We start from the raw sequence: 25162 nt of genomic DNA, 5'->3' as shown, positions 1-25162 counted from the left end.
GCTAATTGCCTCCTACAATTTCGTGGATCGTCGCCGCGACCGCGCCCGGCCCCTGGACCATCTTGGCAAAATCCGCCTCGATGGTCGGGATCAGCCCGGTCTTGGCCAGGTCGACGCCAAAAATCTGCTGGTTGGCCAAAATCGGTGCGAGCACGCTGTGCGCATCAACGGGCTGCCCCAGCTTGACGTTGGCCACGAACGGCTGCACATCGCCCAGCAGTGGGTCGGGGCTCGGCGTGAAGGCCGTGCCGTCGTCCTTGACCGCCATCAGGTAGCGGCACCAGCCGGCCAGGATCAGCGGGATCGCCTTCAGCTGCGTCAGGTCTTTGCCCTCGTCCAGGTAATGGGTCAGTGTCACGCCGTAGCGGATCGGGATCTTCTGCGAGGTATCACTGGCAATGCGCTGCGGCGTGTCCGGAATGTTCTTGTTCGGCAGGCGCTTTTCGATCAGCTGATCAATGAACTGCTTCGGGTCAATGATTTTCGGATCCTTGACCACCGGCAGGTCCTCGTTGTAGCCCAGCTGCTTGATCAGCGCGACCAGGTCGGGATTCTCCATTTCCGCGGCGATCGACGAATCGCCCAGCAGCGAGCCAAAAATCGCGAGGCTGGTGTGCAGCGGGTTCAAGCACGCGGTGACCTTCATCTGGTCGGCGTCGTTGACCGTCGCGCGGTCCGTCATGATCACGCCGGCGTCCTCGAGCTTCGGCCGCCCGTTCGGGAAGCTGTCCTCGATCACCAGGTAGTGCGTGACCTCGGTGTTGCCAAACGGCGCGATGTTCGTGTGCTTTTCGGTGTGGATGATGGTGGTATCTTCAAAGCCGCTTTGCTTCAGGATGGTCGCCACACTTTCCGCCGGGTTCGGGGTGATGCGGTCGATCATCGACCACGGGAAGCTGACCTGCTTGGGGTCGCTGAGGTAATCGACAAAGTCTTGCGAGACGGTCCCGTTTTGCGCCCAGCCGCGGGCGATGGTCAAAATGCCGTCCTCAAAGCGCTGCCCATTCTGCGAAAAATTATCCGTCGAGACCATGGCGATGGGGTACTTGCCGGCCTGGTAACGCGCCAGCAGCAGGCGCGCGATGGCGCCCATGTTGGTGGTCGCGGCGTCGGGGTCCCCTGCGATGTCCGCCTCGGCGGCCGGGGTCAGGGCGCCGTCAACATTGCGCAGGCTGTAGCCCTTTTCCGTGATGGACATGGTGACCAGCTGCAGGCTCTTCTGCTCAAACACCGCCTTCAGCCGCGCCCAGCCGGCCGGGTTGGCCTTATTATAGTAGATGGCTTCAGCCACGCTGGCGATCAGCGTCTTGTCGTAGTTGCCTTTCTCATCCATCACGACCTGCAGGAACCGGTCGTTGAACGGGGTGTACGCCTGGTCGACCACGCCTTCGTCGTAGGTTTCGGCGACAATCACGCCGGCGTTCAGCGTGCCCTGATTCAATAGCTGTTGGGCAATGGCGGCGTGGAAGCACCGAAACAGGTTGCCCCCGCCGAAGTGGACCCACACTGGGGCCTGCGCTGCGGCCGCGCGGGCCTCGGCCTGATCGAACTGCGGCACCGTGATGCCCGCCTGAGTGAACGCCTGGGCGTTGCCTTGATAATCATCGACTAACTGCACCATGACAATATCCTCCTTTTCCGCGTTGTGAACACGGGACGACTACTGATATATCAATTCCTCTGTAGGATAGCACTTCCCTCAACCGCTTTCAACGGTCAACTAGCGGGATTAACTGTCCTGGCAGCCTGACACCGCCGTTGCAACCGACCAGTATTTGCTATACTAGCAGTAGTAAATTTTCGAGGTGTGATATGGCAGAAACCGTCAATTACCAAGATGCGGCCTACGCGGCGATCCTGAAGCAGATCATGCGTCTGGAGCTTGTCCCTGGTCAACGCATCAATAAAAAAGCGCTGGAGACCCAGCTTGGCATCGGCACCACGCCGGTGCGCGAGGCCATCATTCGCCTGCAGCGCGAAGGCCTGATCGTGGTTCAGCCGCAAAGTGGCACCTATGTGGCAAAAATTGCCTTAGCTGAGGTGTATCAGGCGCGCTTTGTGCGCGAAAGTCTGGAGAAAGTGGTGGTCGTGGAGAGCATTCCCAAAATGACGGCTGACGACTTTGCCACCCTGAATGACATGATCGCCCAGCAGAAAAAGTACCTGGCTAAGCACGATTACGACCACTTCTTCGACCTCGACGACGCCTTTCACAAGACCTTTTACCAGGTGGATGCCAAGGACTACGTTTGGAACTGGATCCAGCTGTGTAACCTGCAGTTCAACCGGTTCCGTTACCTGCGCCTGGAGGTCAAGGACCTCGACTGGCAGCAGATCATCGACGACCACCAGGCCATCCTCGACGCCGTCAAAAACAAGCAAGGCACGCGCGCCGAAACCGCGGTGTCACGGCACCTGCACATGGTTGACGCGGATGCCGCCGTGGCCGTAAAGGCCCACTCGGACTACTTCGCCTAAACCGATTGAAACTTTGCGCCCCTGCCGTCTCCTCGTGAGGCGGCCTTTTTGGGTTCGGCGAACCGATTGTGCTCGGCCCATCGTTGACAACGCTGGCTCATCATGCCAAACTGTAAGCGAATTCATATATCAGTTGAGCAACTTTTCAAAGGAGAGAAAGCACATGACCTTGTTGAACAAGGAGTTTCTGTTGACCAACGAAACCGGTCGCAAGCTGTTTCATCAGTACGCCGAAGGCATGCCGATCATCGATTTTCATTGCCACCTCGTGCCAAAAGAAATATATGAGAACCAAAATTACCCGAACCTGACACGGATCTGGATCAACGACGGGCTGTTCGGCGATCACTACAAGTGGCGCCTGATGCGGGCCAATGGCGTGCCGGAGGAGCTGATCACCGGCGACGGCGAAGAGTATCAGAAGTTGGTCGCCTGGGCCGAGACCCTGCAAAAGGCGTTGGGTAATCCGCTGTATGAGTGGTCTCACCTCGAGCTGTCGCGGATTTTTGGCATCGACGAGCCCTTCACCCCGGACAACGCCAAGGCCGTCTGGGGCAAGGCCAACGCCCTGCTGGCCACCGACGACTTCAAGCCCCGGGCACTGATCCGCAAGTTCAACGTCAAAGTGGTTTGCACCACCGACGATCCCGCCAGCGACCTGAAGTACCACAAGCTGCTCAAGGCCGAGGAGGCCGACAACGGCTTCAAGGTGTTGCCGGCGATGCGCCCGGACAAGGCGTTTGCCATCAGCGCGCCGGGGTACGCAGATTACCTGAAGGAACTGGGCCGTGCAGCCGGCGTCACCATCACCACCTTAGATGACCTCGTTGCCGCCTTCGACCAGCGGTTTGATTTCTTCGCCAGCCTGGGCGGCAAGCTCTCCGACCACGGGTTGAACAGCTTCCACTTCAACAAGGTCGACAAGGCCACGTTGGATGCCATCATGGCCAAGGCGCAAGCCGGCGAGACCCTGACTGCAGCTGAAGTCGACGGCTACACCACTGGCCTGATCGAAGCGCTGATGCGCCTGAACCAGAAGCACAACTGGACCATGCAGTTCCACATCAACGTCATTCGCAACGCCAACCAGCCGATGTTCAACAAGGTCGGCCCGGACACCGGGTTTGACTCCATGGGCGGCCAGCCTGACATTGCCCAGGAAATGATGAAGCTCTACATGGACATGGGCAATGCCGATGCGATCCCGAAGACGATTTTCTACTCCCTGAACCCGAACGACTGGATGGTGCTGGCCTCGGGCATGGGCGACTTTTACGGCGACGGCATCAAGCAAAAGCTGCAGCTCGGCGCCGCCTGGTGGTTCAACGACACCCGTGAAGGCATGCGCGAACAGCTGCGGACCATGGCCCAGCAAAGCCTGCTCGGCAATTTTGTCGGCATGCTGACGGACTCGCGCAGCTTCCTCTCCTATCCGCGCCACGAGTACTTCCGCCGCGTACTTTGCGACTACATTGGCGAACTGGCGGAGCGCGGCCAGGTGCCTGACGACCTCAACATCCTTGGCAAAATGGTCCAGGACATCTCTTACAACAACGCGCATGACTACTTCGGTTTCTTCGACTAAAACAGCTAGGCGTTAAATAAGGCCCAGACTCACCGGGAGTCTGGGCCTTGTTGCGTTATCGCGCCGCTGCATGAATTATGAGAATCCGGTTGACGTTTGATTAACAGAGTCTTAGAATCAGCGTTAATCGAATAATTCGTCCTAAACCGTTGAGGTGGAAGTCAAGATTGTTGTGCACGCCCAGAGAGCGACCAGTGCTGAGAGTGTCGTCGAACGCAGGCAATTAAATGGGCCACTGAGGGACAGACCAAAAGCCAGAGCGTAGGTGCCGCGCACTTAGGACTTCGGCTAACCAATCACGAGCGCTGCGTGCAGAGCACGCAAGCGAGTGATGGTTAGACGTAAGTCCATTGCGGCACCGGAGCTCGACGGCAAGTCAGTCTGTACGAGAGGTATGCGTCAGTTACCAGGAGAGTGTGGGCTCTTCGGCGAGCGGCGCGCTGGATCTTAAAGTCCAGTGCGCAATTAAGGTGGCACCGCGGAATGATCCGTCCTTAATCAGTCCTAGCGACTGGTTTAGGGCGGATTTTTTTATTCAGATTGGAAATTGGGAAAGGACAATTGAGTATGGCAATGAGAAACACGTATCTGCTTGGCGGCGCAACCGCGGCTTCACAGTCCGAAGGTGGGTTCGGCGAAGGCGGAAAAGGCCTTTCGACCCAAGACCTGCGCTATTTGGACCCCACATGGGATCCTGAACAAATCGAGGAAAAGCACCAGCACGATCCTTTTTCTAAGCGCGAGTTTGACGCGGCCCTCAAGGACCCGGGCACAACTTATTACCCGCTGCGACGCGGGGTCGAGTTCTACCACCACTACAAGGAAGACATTTCACTGATGGCCGAGATGGGGCTGCAGATTTTCCGGACGTCGATCAGCTGGTCGCGGATTTTTCCCAACGGCGACGATGACACCCCAAACGAGGCTGGGATTCAGTACTACCATGACGTGTTTGAAGAATGCCAGAAGCATGGGATCAAAGTTCTGGCAACCATGGTCCACTACGACATTCCGGTCCACTTAGTGACTAAGTACGGCGGCTGGAAAAGCCGCCAGATCATTGCGTTCTTCGAGCGGTACGCCACCGTGCTTTACCAGCGCCTAGGCGACGTGGTGGATTACTGGCTGCCGTTTAATGAAATCAACGCGGCCAAATTTTCTCCTTGGGACGGCGCCTGCCTGATCCCTGGCACGGAGTCCAACATGGACCAGGCCATTTTTCAAAGCCTGCATCACCAGTTTCTGTGCAGCGCTCGCGCCGTGCAACTCGGTCGCAAGCTAGTCCCGAACGAACCGGTCGGCGCCATGATTGCCCGGTTCACCACGTACCCCGCCACCTGCAAACCCGAAGACAACATGCAGGCGATTCAAGACGACCAGTACTCGAACTGGTTCTACCTGGACGTGCTGGCCCGCGGCTACTACCCGACCTACATGAAGCGGTACTTCAATCTGCTGAACGTCCACGTTCACCAGGAAGCCGGCGACGCGGCGCTCCTGCGAGACGGCACCGTTGGCTTTGTCGCCTTCTCCTACTACTTCTCCCAGGTATCGACCAATCAGAAGAATTGGGCCAAGACCGCCGGCAACCTAATTATGACGAAAAAGAACCCATACCTGAAGGCTTCGGAATGGGGTTGGCAAATCGATCCCGTCGGTCTGCGCGTGTCCCTGAACCAGCTTTATGACCGCTATCACCTCCCAATCGTTGTCGCTGAAAATGGGTTGGGGGCCCATGATCAGCTCGAGGCCGACGGGTCGGTCCATGACCCTTACCGTATCGCGTACCTCAAGGCGCACTTGGATCAACTCGACCTGGCCGTCGCTGATGGGGTCGACCTGCTCGCCTACACCATGTGGGGCGTCATCGATCTCGTGTCATGCGGCCCGTTGACCATGGATAAACGCTACGGGGTCGTTTACGTGGACCGGGATAACGCCGGACACGGCAGCGACAAGCGGTATAAGAAGGACTCTTTCTACTGGTATCGCGACCGGATCAAGCAGCACTGCCAGCAGACTAAAACGGAGGAATCATGATGGATAATCATACCTTGGCATCTGCAATCGTCGCTGACTTGGGCGGCAAACAAAACATCACCAACTATTTGCACTGCGTGACCCGCTTGCGCTTCAGCCTGGCAGACGGCAGCAAAGCCGACATGGCTGCGATTGGAAAACTTCAGGGCGTCCTGGGGGCAAAGTTTCAAAACAACCAGTATCAGGTCGTGATTGGCCCGAATGTCAGTGAAGTATACGACGCAGTGGTCGACGTGATTGGCGCTGATCAAAAGACCGCGCCGGCGATCGCCTCAGCCGCCGCGCAAAAGCGGAAGCTCTCGGCCAACGTCATTTTCACCGCGATCACGGATATCTTTTCACCAATTCTGCCGGCCTTGGTTGCCGGTGGGATCCTGAAGGGCATTCTAGCCATTGTGGTGACGATTGCCCCAGTCCTGGCAAAGAACTCGACCTACGCGCTGTTTTCACTCATCTCTGACGTGCCCTTTTATTTTCTGCCGTTTCTGCTGGCCGTGTCTTCCGCGCGCAAGTTCAAACTCAATGAATTTCTTGGCCTTTGCATGGCCGGCGCGCTGCTGTACCCGACGTTTACCGCGACCATCGCCAGCGGCAAGTCTGGCCTCAGCTTGTTTGGCCTGACAATCCCGACTTTCACCTACTCGACCTCCGTCTTTCCGGTCATCCTAGGCGTCGGACTGATGGCCATTGTCTATCATTTTATCGACCGCTACGTACCGGAAGTGCTGAAAATGGTCGTCGTGCCGGCGCTGACACTGGCCATCGCCGTGCCCATCGCGATGTGGATTCTTGCACCGCTTGGCGCGTACGGCGGCCAATACCTGGCAACCGGGATCGTTTGGCTGTTTAAGAAGGCCGGCCTGCTCGCCGGGTTCCTGCTCGGTTTCTTCATGCCGCTGATCGTCCTGACCGGCATGCACCAGTCGACCTCCCCGATTCAGATTCAGAACATCGCGACGCTCGGCTACGACTACCTGCTGCCAATCTCCTTTTGCCACAACATGGCCGAAGCCGGCGCGGCGTTTGGCGCAGCCCTGAGAATGAAGGACAAGGAAATGCGCTCAGCCGCGATGTCGACCAGCTTCTCCGCGTTTCTTGGCATTTCCGAACCCGCTTTGTACACCGTCAATGTGGTCAACAAGACGCCGTTTATTTCGGCGATGATTGCCAACGGCATTGGCGGCGCGTTGACCGTCATCTTCAGCGTCAAGTGCTACGCGTTTGTGATGCCTGGCATCACATCGCTGCCAGTTTACGCCAAGGCCGGTAACTTGATGAACATGGTGTGGATCGTCGTCTGCATCGCCGCCACTTTTCTGCTCAGTGCCGTGCTGTCCTTTGCCCTTGGGCACAAGATCAGTCAACACTCCGCGGTCGAGCAGGCTCAGGCGAAAACTGCAGGCCAGACCGCACTGAACGACCAGACCTTGGCAATGCCGGTGGACGGCAATCTGATTCCGTTAAGCCAGGTCCCAGACGCGACCTTTGCTGCTGGCACGATCGGCGCCGGGTTTGCCGTTGAACCAACTGATGGTATCGTGGTGTCGCCCATTGCTGGCAAAATCACCAACATCTTTTCCACCAAACACGCCATCACGATTGAAGGCGAGGGCGGCATTAACGTCCTGATCCACATGGGTATCGACACCGTCGAGCTTAAGGGCGCCCCGTTCACGCTTCACGTGGCGGAAGGCGACACCGTCGCCGCAGGCCAAGCGCTCGCCGACATGGATCTTGACGCCATCAAGGACCACGGCAAAAATGCGGACGTGATCGTCGTCTTCCCTGAGCTGCCGAAAAATGTCACACTCTCTGTCGCCGCGGCGACTGGCCCCAAAAATGCCTCGGCCACGATTGGCGACTTGGTGCTGGCCTAACCAACTTTGCTGATGGTCCTGGGCACCAAAAACGGCCGCCTAAGAGACGGCCGTCAGGGCTTTGATTTTGATTGTTGACCAGATTATTTCCGTTAGTCTCACGCAGACGCTATTCGTTGCTAGATAGCGTCTGTTTTTGACTCTCTTTGGCCCACGCTAATCCTTCAAACTGAACTCCACCGTTTGCGTCTCATCTGAATTCGGACCAATCATCAGTTCAAACTTGCCGGGCTCGATCACATACTTACCCTGTTGGTTGTAAAACCCCAGCCGATCCGCCTTGACTACAAATGACACCATCAACGTTTCGCCAGCAGGCACCAATGCACGTTTGAAATCGATCAAACGCTTGACCGGTTGGACAATTGAAGCCACTTCATCGTGCAAATAAAGTTGAACGGTTTCAGTTCTGTCAATTTCGCTAGTATTCTCGACTGGCACACGAATCGTCACTGATTGAGCTGAACTGATTTGGCTCTGGTCAATCGTCGGCTGGTGATAAGTGACCTTGCCGTACGATAGCCCATATCCAAATGGAAATAACGGGCCAGTTGGCGCGTCTGTGTACCTCGAAACAAACCGACCAACGTGTTGAGAGGTCTTTTCAGGCCGCCCTGTGCTGAGGTGATTATAGTAAATTGGGGCTTGGCCCTCGACCGCCGGCATACTCATTGACAGCCGTCCCGAGGGATTGTAAGCGCCAAAGATAATGTCCGCCAATGCGTGCCCGCCTTCGATACCCGGGAACCACGCCTGGATGACGGCATCAGAATCCGCGAGGACATCAGTCAAGACTAACGGCCGGCCACTGATGATCACCGAAATGATTGGCTTGCCTAACGTCGCGAGCTCGTCAAGCAAGCGTTGCTGGTTATCAGGCAGTCTCAGTTTAGTCCTGGATCCCGCCTCGCCGCTTTGCAGCGTATGCTCGCCACCGGCAAAAATAATAATGTCAGCACGCTTAGCCGCAGCAACTGCACTATCGTGATGCTTCTTCTCAGTGGCCGAATCGGAGATCTGACCGCTTGCTTGATCTTCCGGGCGCCCGGACTCGGCGAAGAAATCAGCATCGCGTATGATATCTGTCCCTTTTTCTACGGTCAACCGACTCGTATCCAGATACTCACTGAGCCCGTGCTTAAAGGTAATTGTATCCTTCGGGTAACCATGAATTGCCCACAAGCCCAACATCTTAGACTCATCCGCATAGGGGCCGATCAGTGCAACCCGCCGATGGCCTGAACGGTTAAGTGGGAGCAAATGCCGCTCATTTTTGAGCAGAACCATCGCCTCCTGGCTGACCTTTCTGGCCAGCTGGCGCTTAGCTGGGGTCAGTAGGTTGGCTTTTTCCAGTGCTTCGGAGGAACCGCGGAACGGATCTTCAAACAGACCCAGCTCATTCTTCAGTGACAGCACACGCCAAACGGCCGCATCAATTTTCTCCTCGCTGAGCCGACCATCCTCGAGCAATGGTTTCAACCCATTAGCATAGCATGGGGACTTCATATCAATGTCGACCCCTGCATCCAATGCCTTATACGCAGCGTCCTGCTCGTTTGCGGCAAAGCCATGCTGGGTCAACTCATAGATTGACGCATAATCGCTGATTACCACGCCCGTAAAGCCCCATTGCTTCCGCAACAGATCATTCAACAGCCACTTATCGGCAGTGGCTGGCACGCCGTTCAGGGTGGTCAACGAGGTCATCACCATTTTCGCGCCAGCTTGAATCGCCGCCTTGTATGATGGCAGATAATTCTGGTAAAGATTACTCATAGACATGTCTGCAGAGTTGTACTCGCGGCCGGCTTCGACCGCGCCGTAGCCCGCAAAATGCTTCACGCATGAGACAATGCCCTTGCCGTCCTTGAGGCCACTTTGAAACCCACCCACCATGGCTTTGGCAAATTGCGCGTTAAGGTATGGATCCTCGCCGGTTGATTCCAAGACCCGGCCCCACCTGGCGTCATGCACCAAGTCAACCATTGGGGCAAAGGCAACTTGTTGGCCGCCAGCATACGCTTCCTCGGCAGCATTCTCATAAGCCCTCTTGATTAACCGAGGATCCCAGGAAGCACCCATCCCCAATGGAATCGGGTAAACCGTCTTGTAGCCATAGACAATGTCCGACATGAACAGCAGCGGAATGGCGTGCCCACCTTTGGCCAAATATGCTTCCTGCAAGCGATGAATCTGCTTTGCACCGGCCACGTTCAGAACCGATCCGGAAAGATCGACCATCCGTTGAGTGATGCCAAGCTTGCGCTGAGGCCCCATTGAGATGTCTGAGGCGTTGTAAAACTCCCCAGATAGCTGAACCAACTGGCCAATTTTTTCTTCGATTGTGAGTGATTTCAATAACTGTCTAAGTTTTGCTTCTTCCAAATTCATTCCTCCATACTTCAGCCACTGAGGCACTTTGCTTGGCTTACTGAACTGCTAACTGCGCTTTGTAGACGCCCGGACCAACCCGCAGCAACATTATTTCGCGGTCAAAGCCGTCACCGCAGCTTGCGCGAAAAGCACCCGGTCCCGTTCCTCGAAGTACCGGGTCTTCCGAATCGTCGCCGCACCACTCAGTTTGATTGCACCAGCAGAATGGCCAATGGAAAACTGGTAGTCGCCCTGGTCGATGACCCATTTCATGTCGTCATTCAAGTAGGCGAGCTGACTCGGTTGCACGGTGAATGCCACCTTCTTCGTCTCCTGTGCCTTAAGCTGCACTCGGACAAAACCGAGAAGCTCAATGTTTGGCCGCACCATTGAAGCGTGGCAATTGCGGCCATACAGTTGAACAATTTCCGTGCCCTTGCGGTGGCCGGTATTGGTGACAGCGCACGAAACATGGATTGTTCCAGCCGAATCTGTCGTCGCTTTAAACTCACCGTAATCAAACGTTGTGTAGGCCAGGCCCTCACCAAAGAAGTACCGCGGCTCATGGGGACAGTCCACATAGCCGTCAAACGCACCGCCGGTCGCCTGGTGATAGCTGGATCCGTTCGGATGATTGTAGTAAAGCGGCAGTTGGCCGGCGGTATAAGCAGTGGTTGCCGGCATTCTGCCGGTCGGCTCACTGTCTCCGAAAATCACACTGGAGATGGCTTCACTGCCGCATTCGGCAGGATTCCATGCTTCCAAAATTGCCTCTGCGTAGGTGTCAGCCGCATCACTGGAGATTGGTCGACCGCCAAAATGCACGATGATCAGCGGCTTATTCAGGTGCGCTGCGGCTTTGATGAAGTCTTCCTGGCACTTGGGCAAATTGATGTCAGTGGCATCGATTCCTTCCCCTTGTGACGCGGAAGAGCCAGTGCCGTACTTACCCCCAACTGTGATGATGGCGACATCACTTTGACGAATCGCATCAAGGGCCTTGGCAAAGTGACTTTCATCATCCCCGACATACGGGAACCCATAGGCATAATTGACTGTCGCACTCGGCACGTCAGCTTCGATTTGTTGCCGCAAAGACATCATCTGCGGCTGCTGGGAACGAGCAAAGGCCTCAACGTCGGGATTTTCCACGTCAACATTGGACCCTGAGTAGTGTTTCTTAGGCCCCGCCGGCGCCTGATCAGTCTTGACATCCTCGACCCCGGCCATCGTATTTTTGACCCCAAAATGTTTTTCGATTGTCGACATGTAGGTATAACCACCAAACATGGTGCGAATCGCGTCGGCGTGCCACCCAATCAGCGCAATCGATTGCTTGTTCTTGCTTAAAGGCAGAATGCCCTTATTTTTGAGCAGGACTAACGACTCGGTGGCAACGCGCCGGCTAGCCGCAATGGCTGCCGGTTGCTTGAAGCTTCGCGCGGCCTCGGTTGGTGCATCTGCGAAGGGATGGTCAAATATTCCCAGCTCAAATTTGAGCGTCAAAACCCGCTTCACAGCGGCAGCAAAGGCGTCATCAAAGTCTTTTTGGCCCTCGTACTGCTTCAGCACCTCTGGTTTGTATGCGTTCATCGAAGGCAGCTCCTGATCGACGCCGGCAAGCAGCGCCCGGTGTGCAGCGTCAGCCAATTGTTCGCCTAAATGATAACGGGTGAAGATTTCACTGATGCCGCTGTAATCGGAGGCAACGATCCCTTTAAAGCCCATCTGCTGGCGCAGCAGATCGGTTAGCAGGTGCCTCGACCCGGTCACCGGCTCGCCATTAATGGCGCTGTAGCAAGGCATAACTCCCTTCAGCTTGCCGAGTGAAATGGCGGCCTGGAACGGCTTTGCATACACTTCATGGAGCAGCCGCTCCGGAATGTTCGCCACAGCCGCATGAATACCACTTTCAGCCGCTTGGTAACCGAGAAAATGCTTTGCAACAGCAGCCGTCCTGCCAGACTTCTGGATTCCCGTCACCACTGCGGCACCCATCTCGCTGGCAAGCGTTGGGTCTTCCCCAAAGGTTTCGCCTTGGCGGCCAAACCGCGCGTCTCGAGAAATGTCTAAGACCGGTGAAAAAGCCAGTGTCGCACCCACACTCGCGGTTTCCTGACCAATTGCCTCGCCCATTTTCTTAGCGGCTGCAGGGTCAAACGTGGCGGCCTGAGCGATGCCAGTAGGAAAGCTGGTGGCACCAGGAAGTTTGACCCCCGTCAGTGTTTCAACGTGAAACAAAGCGGGAATGTGGTGCGGTGAAAGTGCGATGATCTTTTCCTGAATCTCGCGCTGGACCCGGGCAACGTCCTCGATATTTTGCATCTCCTCGCCCACCAGCAAGGAAACCTGGCCTGACCCCTTTGGAAAGTCGCGTTCCAAATCATCGTTCGACCAAGCCGCCTGATTATAGCCGACCAACTGAGCGGCCTTCTCGTCGAAACTAAGGTCATTAAAAAGTTGGTCTACGCGTTGCTTAATCGTCGTGTCAGCATCTGACTTTGCCATTCTCAATTTTTCTCCTTTTTCCATCTCGATTCAAAATCTCATGTGAGTGTGACCTCACATGAGATTGATGAGCTGAATTGGCGCTACTTAGCGTCGGCTGCCGCTTTGTTGGCCTCGGACCGAATCGCCAACTTAACAAACGGGATAAACATCACCACGTCAAAGACGAAGCAGATGATTTGGACCAGCACCGGCATGATGTGACCACCTGAGGCCAGATATGTGTTCAGAAATGGCGGGGTGGTCCACGGCACGGCAATCGCAATGGCCGGGATTGCATGGATCATCTCAAGCCAATAGTAAATTGTCCCGGTGATGGCACTCGCGAACACATACGGAATTAACATGAACGGATTTAGAACGATTGGCAGGCCATAAATCATCGGTTCCCCGATGTTAAAAAGCCCCGGGATAATTTCGATCTTCGCGATTGAAAGATAATGTGGTGACTGCCGCGCCACCAGGAAGATTGCAACACACACAGCGACGGTCGTCAGGCCCATGATGATCTGTAAGGTCTGGCCGATTGGCGCCCCTTTTAAGTTCATCACTGAGGCACCGTGAAGGAGCTGGTTGGTTAGATCATTCTGGTTGATTGTGTTGATCGGCTGGAAGATGGGCGACAGCGCAGCAGGGTGAATCCCAAAAAAGAACACCAAATTCTGCGCGATAATCGTCACAAACGCCCCACCGACAGAAGTCCCAACACCCTGGAGCGGCGCTTGAACTAGTTTGTAAATCAAATCCTGCATGCCTGTAAAGCCAAACGCGCGAATGATGAATTCGATTGCGTTAATGACAATCACACTGATGGCTAGTGGAATCACGGCGGCGAACGCATTCAAAATCGCTGGTGGAACCGAATCCGGCAGTTTAATTGTCAACTTGGTGTCGGACAAGTGAACGTACATGATGGTTGAGAGTAACGCGACAATCATCCCCAGAATCAGGCTAGTGGCGCCAAACGAATCCTGCGTCCAGACGCTGCCAAGTTTGCCTGCAGCACTTTGCGGGAAAACCAGGAAACTACCGAGCAGGGCGATAATGGCAGCAACGAGTGGATCAGCGTGCTGATACTTATTGTCCTTCTTCCCCGCTTCAATATAGTTCTGAGTCAGCATGTAGGCGATGGTCAGTGTGACCACGATTGAAATCAAGTTATTGCAAACGTTAGTGATTGCATTAGGAAATGCCGTCCAGTGTTTCCCGAACACAAAGACCAGAAACTTCTGAAAAGGATCTTGATCCAGTGGCAATTCCGTATTCAGTAAGTTAATGCGAAAATTCTGAAGCAAAAGCCCAACCGACCCAACTAAGCTCATTGGCATTGCCATGATGAACCCGTCGCGGATCGCGGCTAAATGCTTTTGGTTGCTGATTTTACTGACTACCGGTAAAATCTTCTCGCCAATTTTTTCCAACTTCACGATCTTCACTCCTTCTCTAATGATTACTGTAACTGTTATTCAATGGGATTTGAGCAAAACGATCAGTACAGGTGAGTCTTAATTTTGAGCAGCTGAGGCGTCGCCCCGACTTGAATTCTGACTCTCTCGTCGCCGTTCAGGATTCGACCAGCATGCCATTGACCATCCTGCCAGGTGCCTTCTTCGAGGCTGATCAACCCAACGTTCCGATTGGGCTCAAGGGCAGACAGATTCACGCTAATGTTGAGACCAAACAGCAGAAACTCATTTTCGGAGAGCTCAAGAATGAACCCCGCAGAAGGCGATACGTTTCCCTCCTGCTTGACAAAATGAACCGCCGCCTCACAACTAGCCAGTTTGATTCTCCGGCCCCGGTCGGCCGCCTGGCTGATCAGAAATGAATGCATTTGCGGCTGCTGGCGCTTTTGAACAATCAGTGGCAGCATCCCTGCCAAAAGCGCATAAGCTTTGGCCAGTACTGATCCCGTCTTAGACCAATCAAACGCGTCTGCGTCAATGGCAACTGCTTTCAACAGATGAGCGTCCAGTGTCACATCCTGGTTAAAGAAATCCTCTGCGCCAAATGGCGAGAACAATAAGAGGTTATAATGACTAATTGCATAGATGAGGTTCGAAACTGTTCGCAGATCCTGCCTGGTTTCGGGAACGAGCAATGCTTGTTGCGGCGCCGCATAAGCATCACTCACCTCTTCAAAATTCGGCACATAAAGATCTGGGGCCACTAAGTCGACTGCCGTTGCCACTTTCTGCCAAAGAGGCAACATTTTTACTGTCGGCCCACCGGTTGGATAAGCCCCTGGGCGACCGAGCGGCTTCTCCAGCCATGCGTTCACATACATCGGCAGGGCATACTGCGCTTTACCGGCGGCGGCAATCGTTTGCAGCGCCGAGGCATACAGAAATGCCATATAGTACTCGCCGGCTTGCGGGCCAAACTGGCTTTGCCAAGTTGCTGCTGGCGCGGCGCCAAACACGTCAGGCAACGGTCGGTTTAGCGCCGGGCCCTTGGCCACCGAGTAGTCGAAATCTGCGTCTAGCAGCCCGACCTCGTTTTCAACCTGCACCATGATCACGGTCGACTGCTGGGTATCCGTCTTCTTAATGAAGGCCATCAGGTGACCGAATGCCTTTGCGTCCAAGTCAACTGCAGTTTGATCAGCCGGGGAAATCGAGTACAAATGCTGGCCGTCTCTTTTTTGCGCATAACGAACGGTGGAATCTTCTTTCAGCCATCCCGGAACATAAGACGAAAGGCCATTCTTCCACAGTCCGAACCAGAGTAATACCAGTTTTACTTGATGCTCCCGCGCTTCTGAAATCAGGTCCTGAACCGAGGAAAAATCGAACCGGTCTGGCTTGGGCTCAATCATCTCCCAATAGACCGGCACCAGGAGCGTATTAATGTTCAGTGGCAGGACTCTGGGCCATACCTGAGTGTTCATATACGCTGTGCTGCTGGCACTGGAATTGTGGCATTCCGCTGCCAACCCGATAAATGGTTTATCGTCAACCATGAGCACAGTCTGGCCATCATTGTCTTGCAAATGTGGAATGGTCATCAAAAAGCCTCCCTTGCAACCAACTGCTGAACGATATAGGAAGAAAGCACGATCTCCAATACTTTTTCATTTTGAACTACCGCCTTGCCGTCAGCGCTTCGTCGAGGCCTCGAAGATGTTAACTGAAACGCAGCATTCGGATGATCAGACACTGCCCTAAGCTGTGGCGCTCACGGGCATCCAGGTCCGTTTTTCTCCTACAAGAGCTATCATAGGTCAAATGTAGGGGCTTTCATTTTCGTATCAGAGTGGTATATTCAGTCTAAAGGCTAGTATTCACAAACATGAAAAAATTTTCAAAGGGGCAAGCAAATGACGTTACAGGAAAGCATGCTTCAAGTCTTACAGACGAATACGATCAACTCGACTCCTTGGATGTTGGCCGATTGCATCCTGCGCTTGGGCCCTCGACTGGCCAAAATGTCCATCACCGAGCTGGCGCATCAGTGCAACGTCTCTGAACCAACGGTGAGTCGCTTTGTCGTTGCCGCGGGGTTTCGAAACTACACCGACATGCGAGACAGTGCCAAAAAAGAAAGATTAGCGCTCAAATCCTCTGGCTTTCACATCTCGGAGACAAAATTAAACTTGATCAAAAATGAGCCAAAAGAATACCTCAGATTTTTTGGCCGCGAGCTTGATCGCACCATGTCCGAGTTCATCGCAAATGCTGACATTGCACTGTTCGATCAGCTCGCACAGGCCATTCATCGGGCACCGCGAGTCTTTATCTTCTGCTTCTCCACCTCAAGATTGATTGCAAATGTGATTCAGACCGACCTGGCAAGATACGGAAAAGTGCTCTACGTTCCCAGCACTAGTGATGAGCAGGTGGTTGAAGCTAAACAACTTAGGCATGGTGATCTCGCAATCGTGATTTCAACTTATGGCTACTTCATCAGCAAGTCTTCAGCCACCATCGACCTGATTGCCAATTCACCTGCCGACACTGCCCTTTTCACCCAAAATCCGGGGATTCCAGAAGCATACCTGTTCAAATCAGTGTACCCAGTCACCAAGACAAATAATCCCATCACCGGCAGCTATATCATGCTTCTCGCCGCGGAGTTTCTTGGCCGGCGGTACGCAGAGACCATTGGGGACATGCGCTAGCGGCAGGTCGGAAGCCTTTTCCAGTCTCTTTCCCCTTTAGTCAAAACGCGCAGTGCCAGACCATAATGAAAAGCAGACGTCTCGTTAAAGACGACTGCTTTTCATTTGCTGAGAACTGGTTCTTTATTGATCGTCTGGCAGAATACGCCGCTACGGTTCCAACTCAAATTCCATGCGGGTCGGCGTGTGATCCGAGTATTTAAAGCCGGTATCGACGATTTTCACCGACTTAGCCTTCACATTTGGCGACAGAATGAAGCCATCGATCAGCGTGACGAAGCTCTTGCCCGGTTCCCATGGCTTGTCGAGCGCACGCACCGACGGCTGGGCCGCCTTGGCCAAGCCCATGGTCGGCACGTGGAAGCCTGCCGGCAGCTGATCGTACGGGAACAGGTGGGTCCAGGTCTCGTCCTGCGGCTTGGTGTGGAAAATGGCCGCGGAGTCTTTGAGCAGCCGGTGATTGTAATCCCCGCCGACAATCACGTAATCGCCCTTTTGGTAGGCCTGATTGATGTACTTGAACAGCTTGGCAAACTGTGCCTGCTGAATCGACCGGTCCTTGGTGAACGCCGACATGTGGATGTTGACCAGCTGCAGGTGCTTGCCGTTGCTGGTCGGGGCCTGCGTCACGGTGAAGGCGCGGTCGAGGTCGGTGAACTTGGTCGGGTTAGTCGCGATCGGCAGCGAGTACCGCCGGGCGCCGGTCACCTTGAACTTAGTCAGCGTCACCAGCCCGGACTTGGCGGCACCGATTGGCTGGTTAAATGGGTAAAAGAGGTACGGCGAGTCGTAGTTTTGCCCGTAAACACTGCTGTACTGCTGACCAAATGCGCGGCGCAGACCCGCCACTTCGTCGACGTGCTGCGAGCGGTCACCGTCCTGATCCACTTCCTGAAAAAAGGCGAAGTCCGGATCGCCTTGGCGCGTCGTCTTGATCACGCCGGCCAGTGAGTCCTGGACGGCCTTCTTGCTATAGGCGCGCGAGTACTTGCCCCCGTCCATGAAAAACGAATAGCTTGGCGGGTACGAATCGTAGCCAATGTTGTAGGACTGGGCACGGTAGGTCTTGCCCACCTGGACTGCGCCGGCCTGGTTGTGCTGCGGCCGCAACTTCAGGTTGTCCGGCAGGCGGTAATAGGCCGCGTACAGGTACGCAATGTAGCCGCCTAGAACAACGACCACGGCCCCAAGCAGGCCCCCAATAATTTTCAGTGCGCGATGTTTTTTCACTTCAATGGTCTCCCCTTTTTTGTGAACACGCTTCATCGTACCACGACCACCCCCTTTTTCCACCAAATAAAGCGACCCCAAGCGCGTTACAGAACCCAACTGGCGTGTTATTCTCAAGGTAAGAATTGGGGGTTTTAGTATGACCATCACCATCGGCAGCGGCGCCACTCGCCGCGAGCTATCCGACCAGGACGCGATCAAACTCACGTCGGGCCAGGACTTTTGGAGCAGCGAAAACGTCGCCGGCATCCCCGCCATTCGCATGAGCGACGGGCCGCACGGGCTGCGCTACCAAGCCCAGGCGTCCGACCACCTGGGCATCAACGAGGCCGTCCCCGCGACCGCATTTCCCACCGCCAGCGCGTCGGCCTCCAGCTGGGATCCGCGCCTGCTGGTCAAAATGGGCGCGGCAATCGGCGAAGAAGCGCGGTCGATGAACGTCGACGTCGTGCTCGGCCCAGGCGTCAACATCAAGCGCAACCCGCTGGGCGGACGCAATTTTGAATTCTTTTCAGAGGATCCGCTGCTGACCGGTGCGCTGGCCACCGCGTGGATCAACGGCCTGCAGTCAAAAGGCGTCGGCGCCTCCCTCAAACATTTTGCCGGCAACAGCCAGGAAACTGACCGGCTGCGCTCGGATTCGCTGATCGACGCCACCGCCTTGCACGAGCTGTACCTCGAGGCGTTTCGCCTGGCCGTCACCCAGAGCCAGCCGGAAACCGTGATGATCGCCTACAACCTGCTGAACGGCACGTACATGAGCGACCACGAGTACCTGCTCAACACCGTGCTGCGCGGCCAATGGGGCTTCAAGGGCGCCGTGGTGTCCGACTGGGGGGCGCTGAACGACAAGGTCAAAAGCCTCAACGCCGGCACCGACCTGGAAATGCCAAGCTCCGGCCACCTGTTCGACAAGCCGGCCCTGGCCGCGCTGAAAACCGGCCAGCTGGACCGCGCCCGCCTCACCCGGGCCGTGGCGAACATTGCCGCCATTGCCGACCGCAAGCGCCCAGCTTTTACCGGCGACCGCGACGCCTTGCTGCAGTCGCATGTCGCCCTTGCCCAGAACATCGAGGAAAACTCGGCCGTCCTGATGAAAAATGACGGCACCCTGCCGCTGCAACCGGGCCGCAAGCTGGCCGTGATCGGCGCCTTGGCCGACCAGACGCGCATTCAAGGCGCGGGTTCGTCGCACATCACCACGCCGCAAAGCATTTCCATCTTGGCAGGGCTCAAGGCGGCCGGGCATGAGTTCGCCTATGTGGCTGGCTATACGCTGGACGGCCAGGCCGACCCGGCGCTGGTCAAAGCGGCCGTAGCCACCGCGAAAAAGGCCGAAGATGTGATTGTCGTGCTGGGGCTGCCGGCCACCGCCGAGGCGACCGGACATCCATGGCGCTGCCGGCCGACCAAGTCGCGCTGCTGCACGCCGTGGCGCAGGCCAACCCGAATGTCGTGGTCCTGCTGGTGGCGGGCTCCGTGGTCGCCACCGACTGGGCGAAGGACGCCAAGGCCGTGCTCAACTTGTTCCTCGGTGGTGAAGCCGTCGGGGCCGCCGCGGAACGCCTGCTGTTCGGCGCGGTGTCGCCCTCTGGCAAACTGACCGAGACTTACCCGCTCCGCTACGAAGACGTGCCGTCCAGCACGTTGTACGGGCACGACCCGTTATCGGTCCCGTACGCCGAGAGTCTGTACGTCGGCTATCGTTACTACGACAAGGCCAAGCAGGACGTCGCCTTCCCGTTCGGCTTCGGGATGAGCTACACCACCTTCGCCATGAGCAACGCGCGCCTGAACGCCGATCACCTTGGTAAAACTGATCAGGCACTGACCGTCACCGTTGACGTGAAAAACACCGGGAGCCTGCGCGGCGCCGAAGTTGTTCAGGCCTACGTCAGCGAGGACGACCAGGACCAGCTGGTCCCTAAACAGGCGCTGGCGGCGTTTCAAAAAGTCTGGCTTGACCCGGGCGAGCAGCAGACCGTGACGCTGACGCTGCCCAAGCGCGCTTTTTCACGCTGGAACGAGCAGCATCAGCAGTTCACCCTGGCCGGTGGCGCGTGGCACGTGTGCGTCGGCAACAGCAGCCGCAACATGATCACGCGCCTGCCGCTGACGGTGGAAGCACCAGCCTTTCGCATCGAAGCGCCAGCCTGGTACCGTCAGCCCACCGGCCTGCCAACTGTTAAAGACTTCACCGCACTCAGCGGCCTGACCCCGGCGCCGGCGCGCAGCCCGCAGCCCGGCGATTTCACCCGGCTCAGCGTGCCGCGCGACTTGGCCAAGTACTCCGTGGTGGCGCGCATTGTCGCCACCGCCGTCATCGCGAACATGCAGAAAAACGACGGCACGCCGAAGAACTCGCCGGAAGGGCAGTTCCTGGCCACCATCGTCTGGGACACGCCGCTGGTGCGCCTCGCGCAGCAAAGCGGCGGCAGCCTCAAGCTGTGGATGGTCGACGCGCTGGTCGCCTTGGCCAATCACGGCAAAAAAGCTCCTCAGCGCTAACCCACTTTTCAGCCGCCAACCGTTAAAACAGGAGGGATCACCATGAGCGCAGTCAACATTCATCGCCACCAAGCGCCGGCGTGGTTTGAAGCCGCCGACTTTGGCATTTTCATCCACTGGGGCCTTTACAGCGTGCCGGCGTTCGCGCCAGCCCCGGTGACCGGTCCAGGCAAGCACCCGACCCTGTACGAGCAGTTCAAACACCAGCCCTACGCCGAGTGGTACGGCAACTCGATGCTGTTTCCGACCGGCCCGACCGGCCAGTACCACCGCGCGCACTACGGCAACGCGCCGTACTCGGACTTTGCGGCCACTTTTCGCGAAAAGGCCCGCAACGTGGACGTTGAGGCCTGGGCCGATGCGTTCGCCGCGGCGCATGCCAAGTACGTCGTGGTCGTCACTAAGCACCACGACGGGTTTGTGATGTACGACACGCAGGTGGAAAATCCGCGGCGGCCCGGCTACCACCTCGATTTTGACTTCGTCGGCCAGCTCGCCAAGGCCGTTCGCGCCCGCGGCATGCGCTTTGGCGTGTACTACTCCAGCCTGCTCGACTGGACCTTCAAGCACGACCGCATTCAAAGTGCCGCGACCTTGCTGCTGGGCTCCGACCACTCCAAGCAGTACCGCGATTACGTCTGGGCCCAGTGGCACGAGCTGATCGACCGCTACCACCCCGACATTTTGTGGAGCGACATCGGCTACCCGGAGGACGCGCGCCTGCCGCAGCTGTTTCGCGACTATTACGCGGCGGTGCCCGAGGGCATGGTGGACGACCGCTGGAGCGACTACCCAAGCTGGATGCGCCACAAGGCCTTGTACCCGCTGTTTAACGCGGGCGGCGCCTACGTGAACTGGCGCCAGGAAAAAACGAACAAGACCGCGGCGCCGCAGTACTACGATTACCGCACGCTGGAATACCACACCGTGTGGACAGGCGCGCCGGATTACTACGAGATCACGCGCGGCATGGACTACTCCTTCGGCTACAACCGCGCCGCCCGCCCAAGCGACTTCATCACCGCCAAGCAGGTACGCGAGATGATCGCGGCTGCCCGCCCGCAGCGCGGCCGCCTGCTGCTGAATGTCGGGCCGAAAGCCGATGGCACGTTGCCGGCGCCGCAGACCAAGGTCCTGCGCGATTTGGCCAGCAAGGCGCTGTAAATTCAATATGTTCTGACTGACCGTCGCGCGAATCGTGACGGTTTTTGCGTGCACCAAAAAAGTGCGACCGCCCGGGTCACACTTTTCGTTAGCTCACCTTAGTACTTGTTTTTCATCTGCTTCTGGGCCGTTGCCCGGTCCAGTTCACCGGCGTTGACCTTCGCCATCAGCTGGACGTCGTGGTCGTTAAGCTTATAGAAGGACAGAGCAATCGAAGCCAGCACGGCGCCAATTGCCGGCACCAGCGCAGTGACTGCCCAGAGGCCGCTCAAAGCGCTGGCGCTTTGGGTCACATTTTCGGCCTCCAGCGCGGCAAATGAGCTGGCCGTGATGGCCTTCCAGCCAAACCAGCTCAGCACCGCCAGGCCCAGCGGCGCGTTCATCGAGGACAGCTTCGCGGCAAACGACTGCACGGCAAACGCGATGCCACGCGCGTCGATGTGCGTTTTGAACTCGCCGTACTCCACGATATCGGGCGTGAAGGTCAGGCCCAAAACGCCGATCAGGCCGATTGGAATCGCCCGCAGGACCACCATGATCAGATAGAGCGTCTTATTGTGGTAGCCGACAAAGTACATCGCAAACGCCAGCACTGCCAGCGCAATCATGCTGTAGTAAAACAGCTTGAACTTATCGATACGCTTGAGGATGCGGCCCATGAACGGCGAGAAGATAATGGTCGGGATGGCGACCAGCACTGTCGTCAGCGTGGCAAACAGCGCCGTGCCAAACAGGCAATAGGCCGTGAACAGACTCACCACCTGATCGGTTTGGGTCAGCCCCCAGAACAGGTAGCCCAGGTAATAAATGCCAAGAAACTTGTTGGTGCGCAGGTAGTGAATGATGTCTTTTAAGTGGTAATGGCTCTCCGAACCCGCTTTTGGCTTAATGCGCTCCTTACCGAACACTGACACCGGGAACATCAGTACCAGCGTCATGACGGCGATAATAGCGACCATCTGGGGAAAAGTCATGCCCACCCGCTCGGACACCAGCACCGGCCCGATCACCGTGACCAGAAAGCTGCCGGCCAGTGCGAACAACCGCGCCATTGAGAGCAGCGAATTGCGCTCGTTGACCTGCGTGGTCATGCTGGTGACCATGGCGTAAATTGGCACGTCGCTCATGGTGTAGCTCGTGTCCCAAATGATATAGGCGATGACGAACCACACCAGCTTCATGGTCGGCGTCAGCCCACTGGGAATCAGGAACAATATCAGCGTCGTGAGCGGCACCGTGAAGCTCGCCAGCCGCAACCACGGAATCGCCTTGTTGCCAGAGCGCCAGTGCACCTTGTCGTACAGCACCCCGAACAGCGCATCCGCAAAGACGTCCCACAGTTTAGCAATGAACATCGCCGTGGCCACCGCCCCGACGTTGACCCCGTTCATCATCAGATAAGTCGTGGAAAAGGCTGTCAGGGTCATGTACCCCATGGCCTGCCCGGTAAAATAAAGCCAATACGTGATGCGTTCCCGCGGCCGCGTCTCCCTTTTAGGCGTGGGCGCCTGCGTTGAGGTGTTCTCAGTCATGAGCGGCTTCCTTTCCCGGCCCCACATGCGGCCGTTGACCTTTTCAACTAATTACAGTTGTCCACGATGATTATACGTTATTTTTCAAAATTCTACCTGTGTCAGCTCGAAAAAGCCGAATCGCACACCGGTCAGCAAAGTGACGAGTTGCGCCCGTCGCGCGGACATTCTCCGGAGGCACAAAAAACGGTCCCCGTGTAAGGGACCGTTTCTCTGCAACGCTGTGGCAAAAAACGCCTATATCCAGTTAGTTGCGCCGACGCTTGCGTTCCGTGCCAACTGCCAGAAGTGCACTCATCGCACTGATCAAAAGACCCGCAGCACCCAACGGACTGACCTTGTCGCCAGTCTTTGGAAGCGTCTTGCCTTTGGCCGTGTTAGTCGTGCCTGAAGCATTTGCCAGTTTGCTTGGCTTGGTGCCCGTCGTTGACGTATCAACTGTGGTGACCGTCGAAGGTGTTTGATTCTTCGTGCCGGTCGGGTTGGCATTATCGCCAGGATTGGTGTTACCACCTGGGTTCGTATTGCCGCCTGGGTTCGTGTTGCCGCCTGGGTTCGTATTACCACCTGGGTTAGTGTCGCCACCAGGATTGGTGTTGCCACCTGGGTTAGTGTTGCCACCTGGGTTCGTATTGCCGCCAGGATTTGTGTTACCGCCAGGATTGGTGTTGCCGCCTGGGTTCGTATTACCACCTGGGTTCGTGTCGCCACCAGGATTGGTATTGCCACCAGGATTGGTGTTGCCGCCTGGGTTCGTATTACCACCTGGGTTCGTGTCGCCACCAGGATTGGTATTGCCACCAGGATTGGTGTTGCCGCCTGGGTTCGTGTTGCCACCCGGGTTCGTGTTGCCACCCGGGTTCGTGTTACCGCCTGGGTTCGTGTTACCGCCTGGGTTCGTGTTACCGCCTGGGTTCGTGTTGCCGCCAGGATTGGTGTTACCGCCTGGGTTCGTGTTACCGCCAGGATTGGTGTTGCCGCCTGGGTTCGTATCACCACCGGGATTGGTATTGCCGCCAGGATTGGTGTTGCCACCTGGGTTCGTGTTGCCACCTGGGTTAGTGTTACCGCCTGGATTAGTATTGCCACCAGGATTGGTGTTGCCACCTGGGTTAGTGTTACCGCCAGGATTGGTGTTGCCACCTGGGTTAGTATCGCCACCGGGATTGGTGTTACCACCTGGGTTAGTTGTCCCACCAGGCAAAGTGCCGCCGTGATTGTACGGATATACGTAAATGACCAGACCGTCAGCTGATGGCGTTAGCGTGTAAGAAAGCTGTGTGCCCTCCGGATTATCCTTCGTCGGCTTGTAGTTGCCAGGCAGATTGTCAGGAACATGCACTGTGTAGATACCTGTGTCGCCGATGTGACCCGTAATCATTTCCGTTCCGACGAGCCGTTGCGGTTGTTTGAAACCAGGTTTGGCAACGTAGGAGACCTGCAGTTCATCAGCATCGGCAGTATAGTTCACATTCACTGTTTCGTTTACCGGCGACCCAGAGACCAGCGTCAACTTCGGTGTTTCTTTGGCCACCGTGGTCTTGTCAGGTGTATAGCCATCCAGGTTCGGTGTTGCCACTTCACCATAGTCTGCAGAAGGTGTGGCTGACGTGATCTCGCCAGTCACGTCATCTGTCGTCATCGTCCAGTTGACGGTCTGAACAACTGATTCAGGAGCACCATCTGTCTTTCCATTGACCGTGTAGTTGATGGTCCGAGTCGTCGTAGTCGTATCCGTTGTCGTCAG

At 56.3% G+C, this 25162-nt stretch carries 14 protein-coding genes and 1 pseudogene; 7 read left to right on the top strand and 8 right to left on the bottom strand.

The window, feature by feature from the left end:
- Window position 1 precedes the first annotated feature (1 nt).
- A complete protein-coding gene (locus FC75_RS10245; protein WP_056989824.1) occupies window positions 2–1621 on the bottom strand; it encodes a mannitol dehydrogenase family protein in 1620 nt (539 codons plus the stop codon).
- Window positions 1622–1812: 191 nt separating this feature from the next.
- Here FC75_RS10245 and FC75_RS10240 point away from each other — a divergent pair, with 191 nt between their 5' ends.
- The 4 genes from FC75_RS10240 (at window position 1813) to FC75_RS10225 (ending at window position 7980) form a co-directional block, all read left to right on the top strand.
- On the top strand, window positions 1813–2478 hold the full coding sequence (locus FC75_RS10240; protein ID WP_056989823.1) for a GntR family transcriptional regulator: 666 nt from the start codon (window positions 1813–1815) through the stop codon (window positions 2476–2478).
- Between the two features lie 163 nt (window positions 2479–2641).
- Window positions 2642–4063 carry a glucuronate isomerase gene (gene uxaC / locus FC75_RS10235; protein ID WP_054664918.1) on the top strand — a complete coding sequence of 474 codons (1422 nt, stop codon included), beginning with the start codon at window positions 2642–2644 and terminating at the stop codon, window positions 4061–4063.
- A gap of 567 nt (window positions 4064–4630) precedes the next feature.
- Entirely contained in the window at window positions 4631–6103 is a 1473-nt protein-coding gene (locus tag FC75_RS10230; RefSeq protein ID WP_054664915.1) for a glycoside hydrolase family 1 protein, read from the top strand.
- Entirely contained in the window at window positions 6103–7980 is a 1878-nt protein-coding gene (locus tag FC75_RS10225; RefSeq protein WP_082397800.1) for a glucose PTS transporter subunit IIA, read from the top strand. The genes FC75_RS10230 and FC75_RS10225 overlap by 1 nt, the downstream gene beginning before the upstream one ends.
- A 156-nt stretch (window positions 7981–8136) precedes the next feature.
- Here FC75_RS10225 and bglX read toward each other — a convergent pair whose 3' ends face one another.
- The 4 genes from bglX to FC75_RS10205 form a co-directional block, all read right to left on the bottom strand.
- Window positions 8137–10365 (bottom strand): beta-glucosidase BglX, encoded by a 2229-nt coding sequence (bglX, locus tag FC75_RS10220; RefSeq protein WP_056989822.1) that lies wholly within the window; start codon window positions 10363–10365, stop codon window positions 8137–8139.
- 96 nt (window positions 10366–10461) lie between these two features.
- Window positions 10462–12861, bottom strand: a complete 2400-nt coding sequence (locus FC75_RS10215; protein ID WP_056989821.1) for a glycoside hydrolase family 3 N-terminal domain-containing protein — start codon at window positions 12859–12861, stop codon at window positions 10462–10464.
- A gap of 83 nt (window positions 12862–12944) precedes the next feature.
- Complete coding sequence (locus FC75_RS10210; protein WP_054664905.1) at window positions 12945–14288, bottom strand: PTS sugar transporter subunit IIC; 1344 nt, start codon at window positions 14286–14288, stop codon at window positions 12945–12947.
- A gap of 62 nt (window positions 14289–14350) precedes the next feature.
- Window positions 14351–15868 carry a DUF5597 domain-containing protein gene (locus FC75_RS10205; protein ID WP_056989820.1) on the bottom strand — a complete coding sequence of 506 codons (1518 nt, stop codon included), beginning with the start codon at window positions 15866–15868 and terminating at the stop codon, window positions 14351–14353.
- 312 nt (window positions 15869–16180) lie between these two features.
- Between FC75_RS10205 and FC75_RS10200 the strand changes: the two genes are divergently transcribed.
- On the top strand, window positions 16181–16981 hold the full coding sequence (locus FC75_RS10200; protein ID WP_056989819.1) for a MurR/RpiR family transcriptional regulator: 801 nt from the start codon (window positions 16181–16183) through the stop codon (window positions 16979–16981).
- A gap of 150 nt (window positions 16982–17131) precedes the next feature.
- Here the strand turns inward: FC75_RS10200 and FC75_RS10195 are convergent, their stop codons facing one another.
- Window positions 17132–18211 (bottom strand): endonuclease/exonuclease/phosphatase family protein, encoded by a 1080-nt coding sequence (locus tag FC75_RS10195; protein ID WP_235808736.1) that lies wholly within the window; start codon window positions 18209–18211, stop codon window positions 17132–17134.
- A 139-nt stretch (window positions 18212–18350) separates the two neighbouring features.
- On the opposite strand from FC75_RS10195, the pseudogene FC75_RS10190 reads away from it, so the two are divergent.
- Together FC75_RS10190 and FC75_RS10185 are read left to right on the top strand one after the other, a co-directional pair.
- Window positions 18351–20719, top strand: a pseudogene (locus tag FC75_RS10190) (glycoside hydrolase family 3 C-terminal domain-containing protein).
- Between the two features lie 42 nt (window positions 20720–20761).
- Window positions 20762–21883 carry an alpha-L-fucosidase gene (locus FC75_RS10185; protein WP_162261114.1) on the top strand — a complete coding sequence of 374 codons (1122 nt, stop codon included), beginning with the start codon at window positions 20762–20764 and terminating at the stop codon, window positions 21881–21883.
- A gap of 98 nt (window positions 21884–21981) precedes the next feature.
- Here FC75_RS10185 and FC75_RS10180 read toward each other — a convergent pair whose 3' ends face one another.
- Together FC75_RS10180 and FC75_RS10175 are read right to left on the bottom strand one after the other, a co-directional pair.
- A complete protein-coding gene (locus FC75_RS10180; protein ID WP_056989816.1) occupies window positions 21982–23415 on the bottom strand; it encodes an MFS transporter in 1434 nt (477 codons plus the stop codon).
- A gap of 247 nt (window positions 23416–23662) precedes the next feature.
- A partial coding sequence (locus FC75_RS10175) for a mucin-binding protein (protein WP_156403615.1) occupies window positions 23663–25162 on the bottom strand: 1500 nt, incomplete at its 5' end.

The sequence above is a fragment of the Lacticaseibacillus camelliae DSM 22697 = JCM 13995 genome (assembly GCF_001436615.1).
In the GTDB taxonomy this organism is placed as follows: Bacteria; Bacillota; Bacilli; order Lactobacillales; family Lactobacillaceae; genus Lacticaseibacillus; species Lacticaseibacillus camelliae.
Note: the sequence above shows the minus strand (reverse complement) of the source record. Positions and strands in the feature narration are given on the sequence as shown.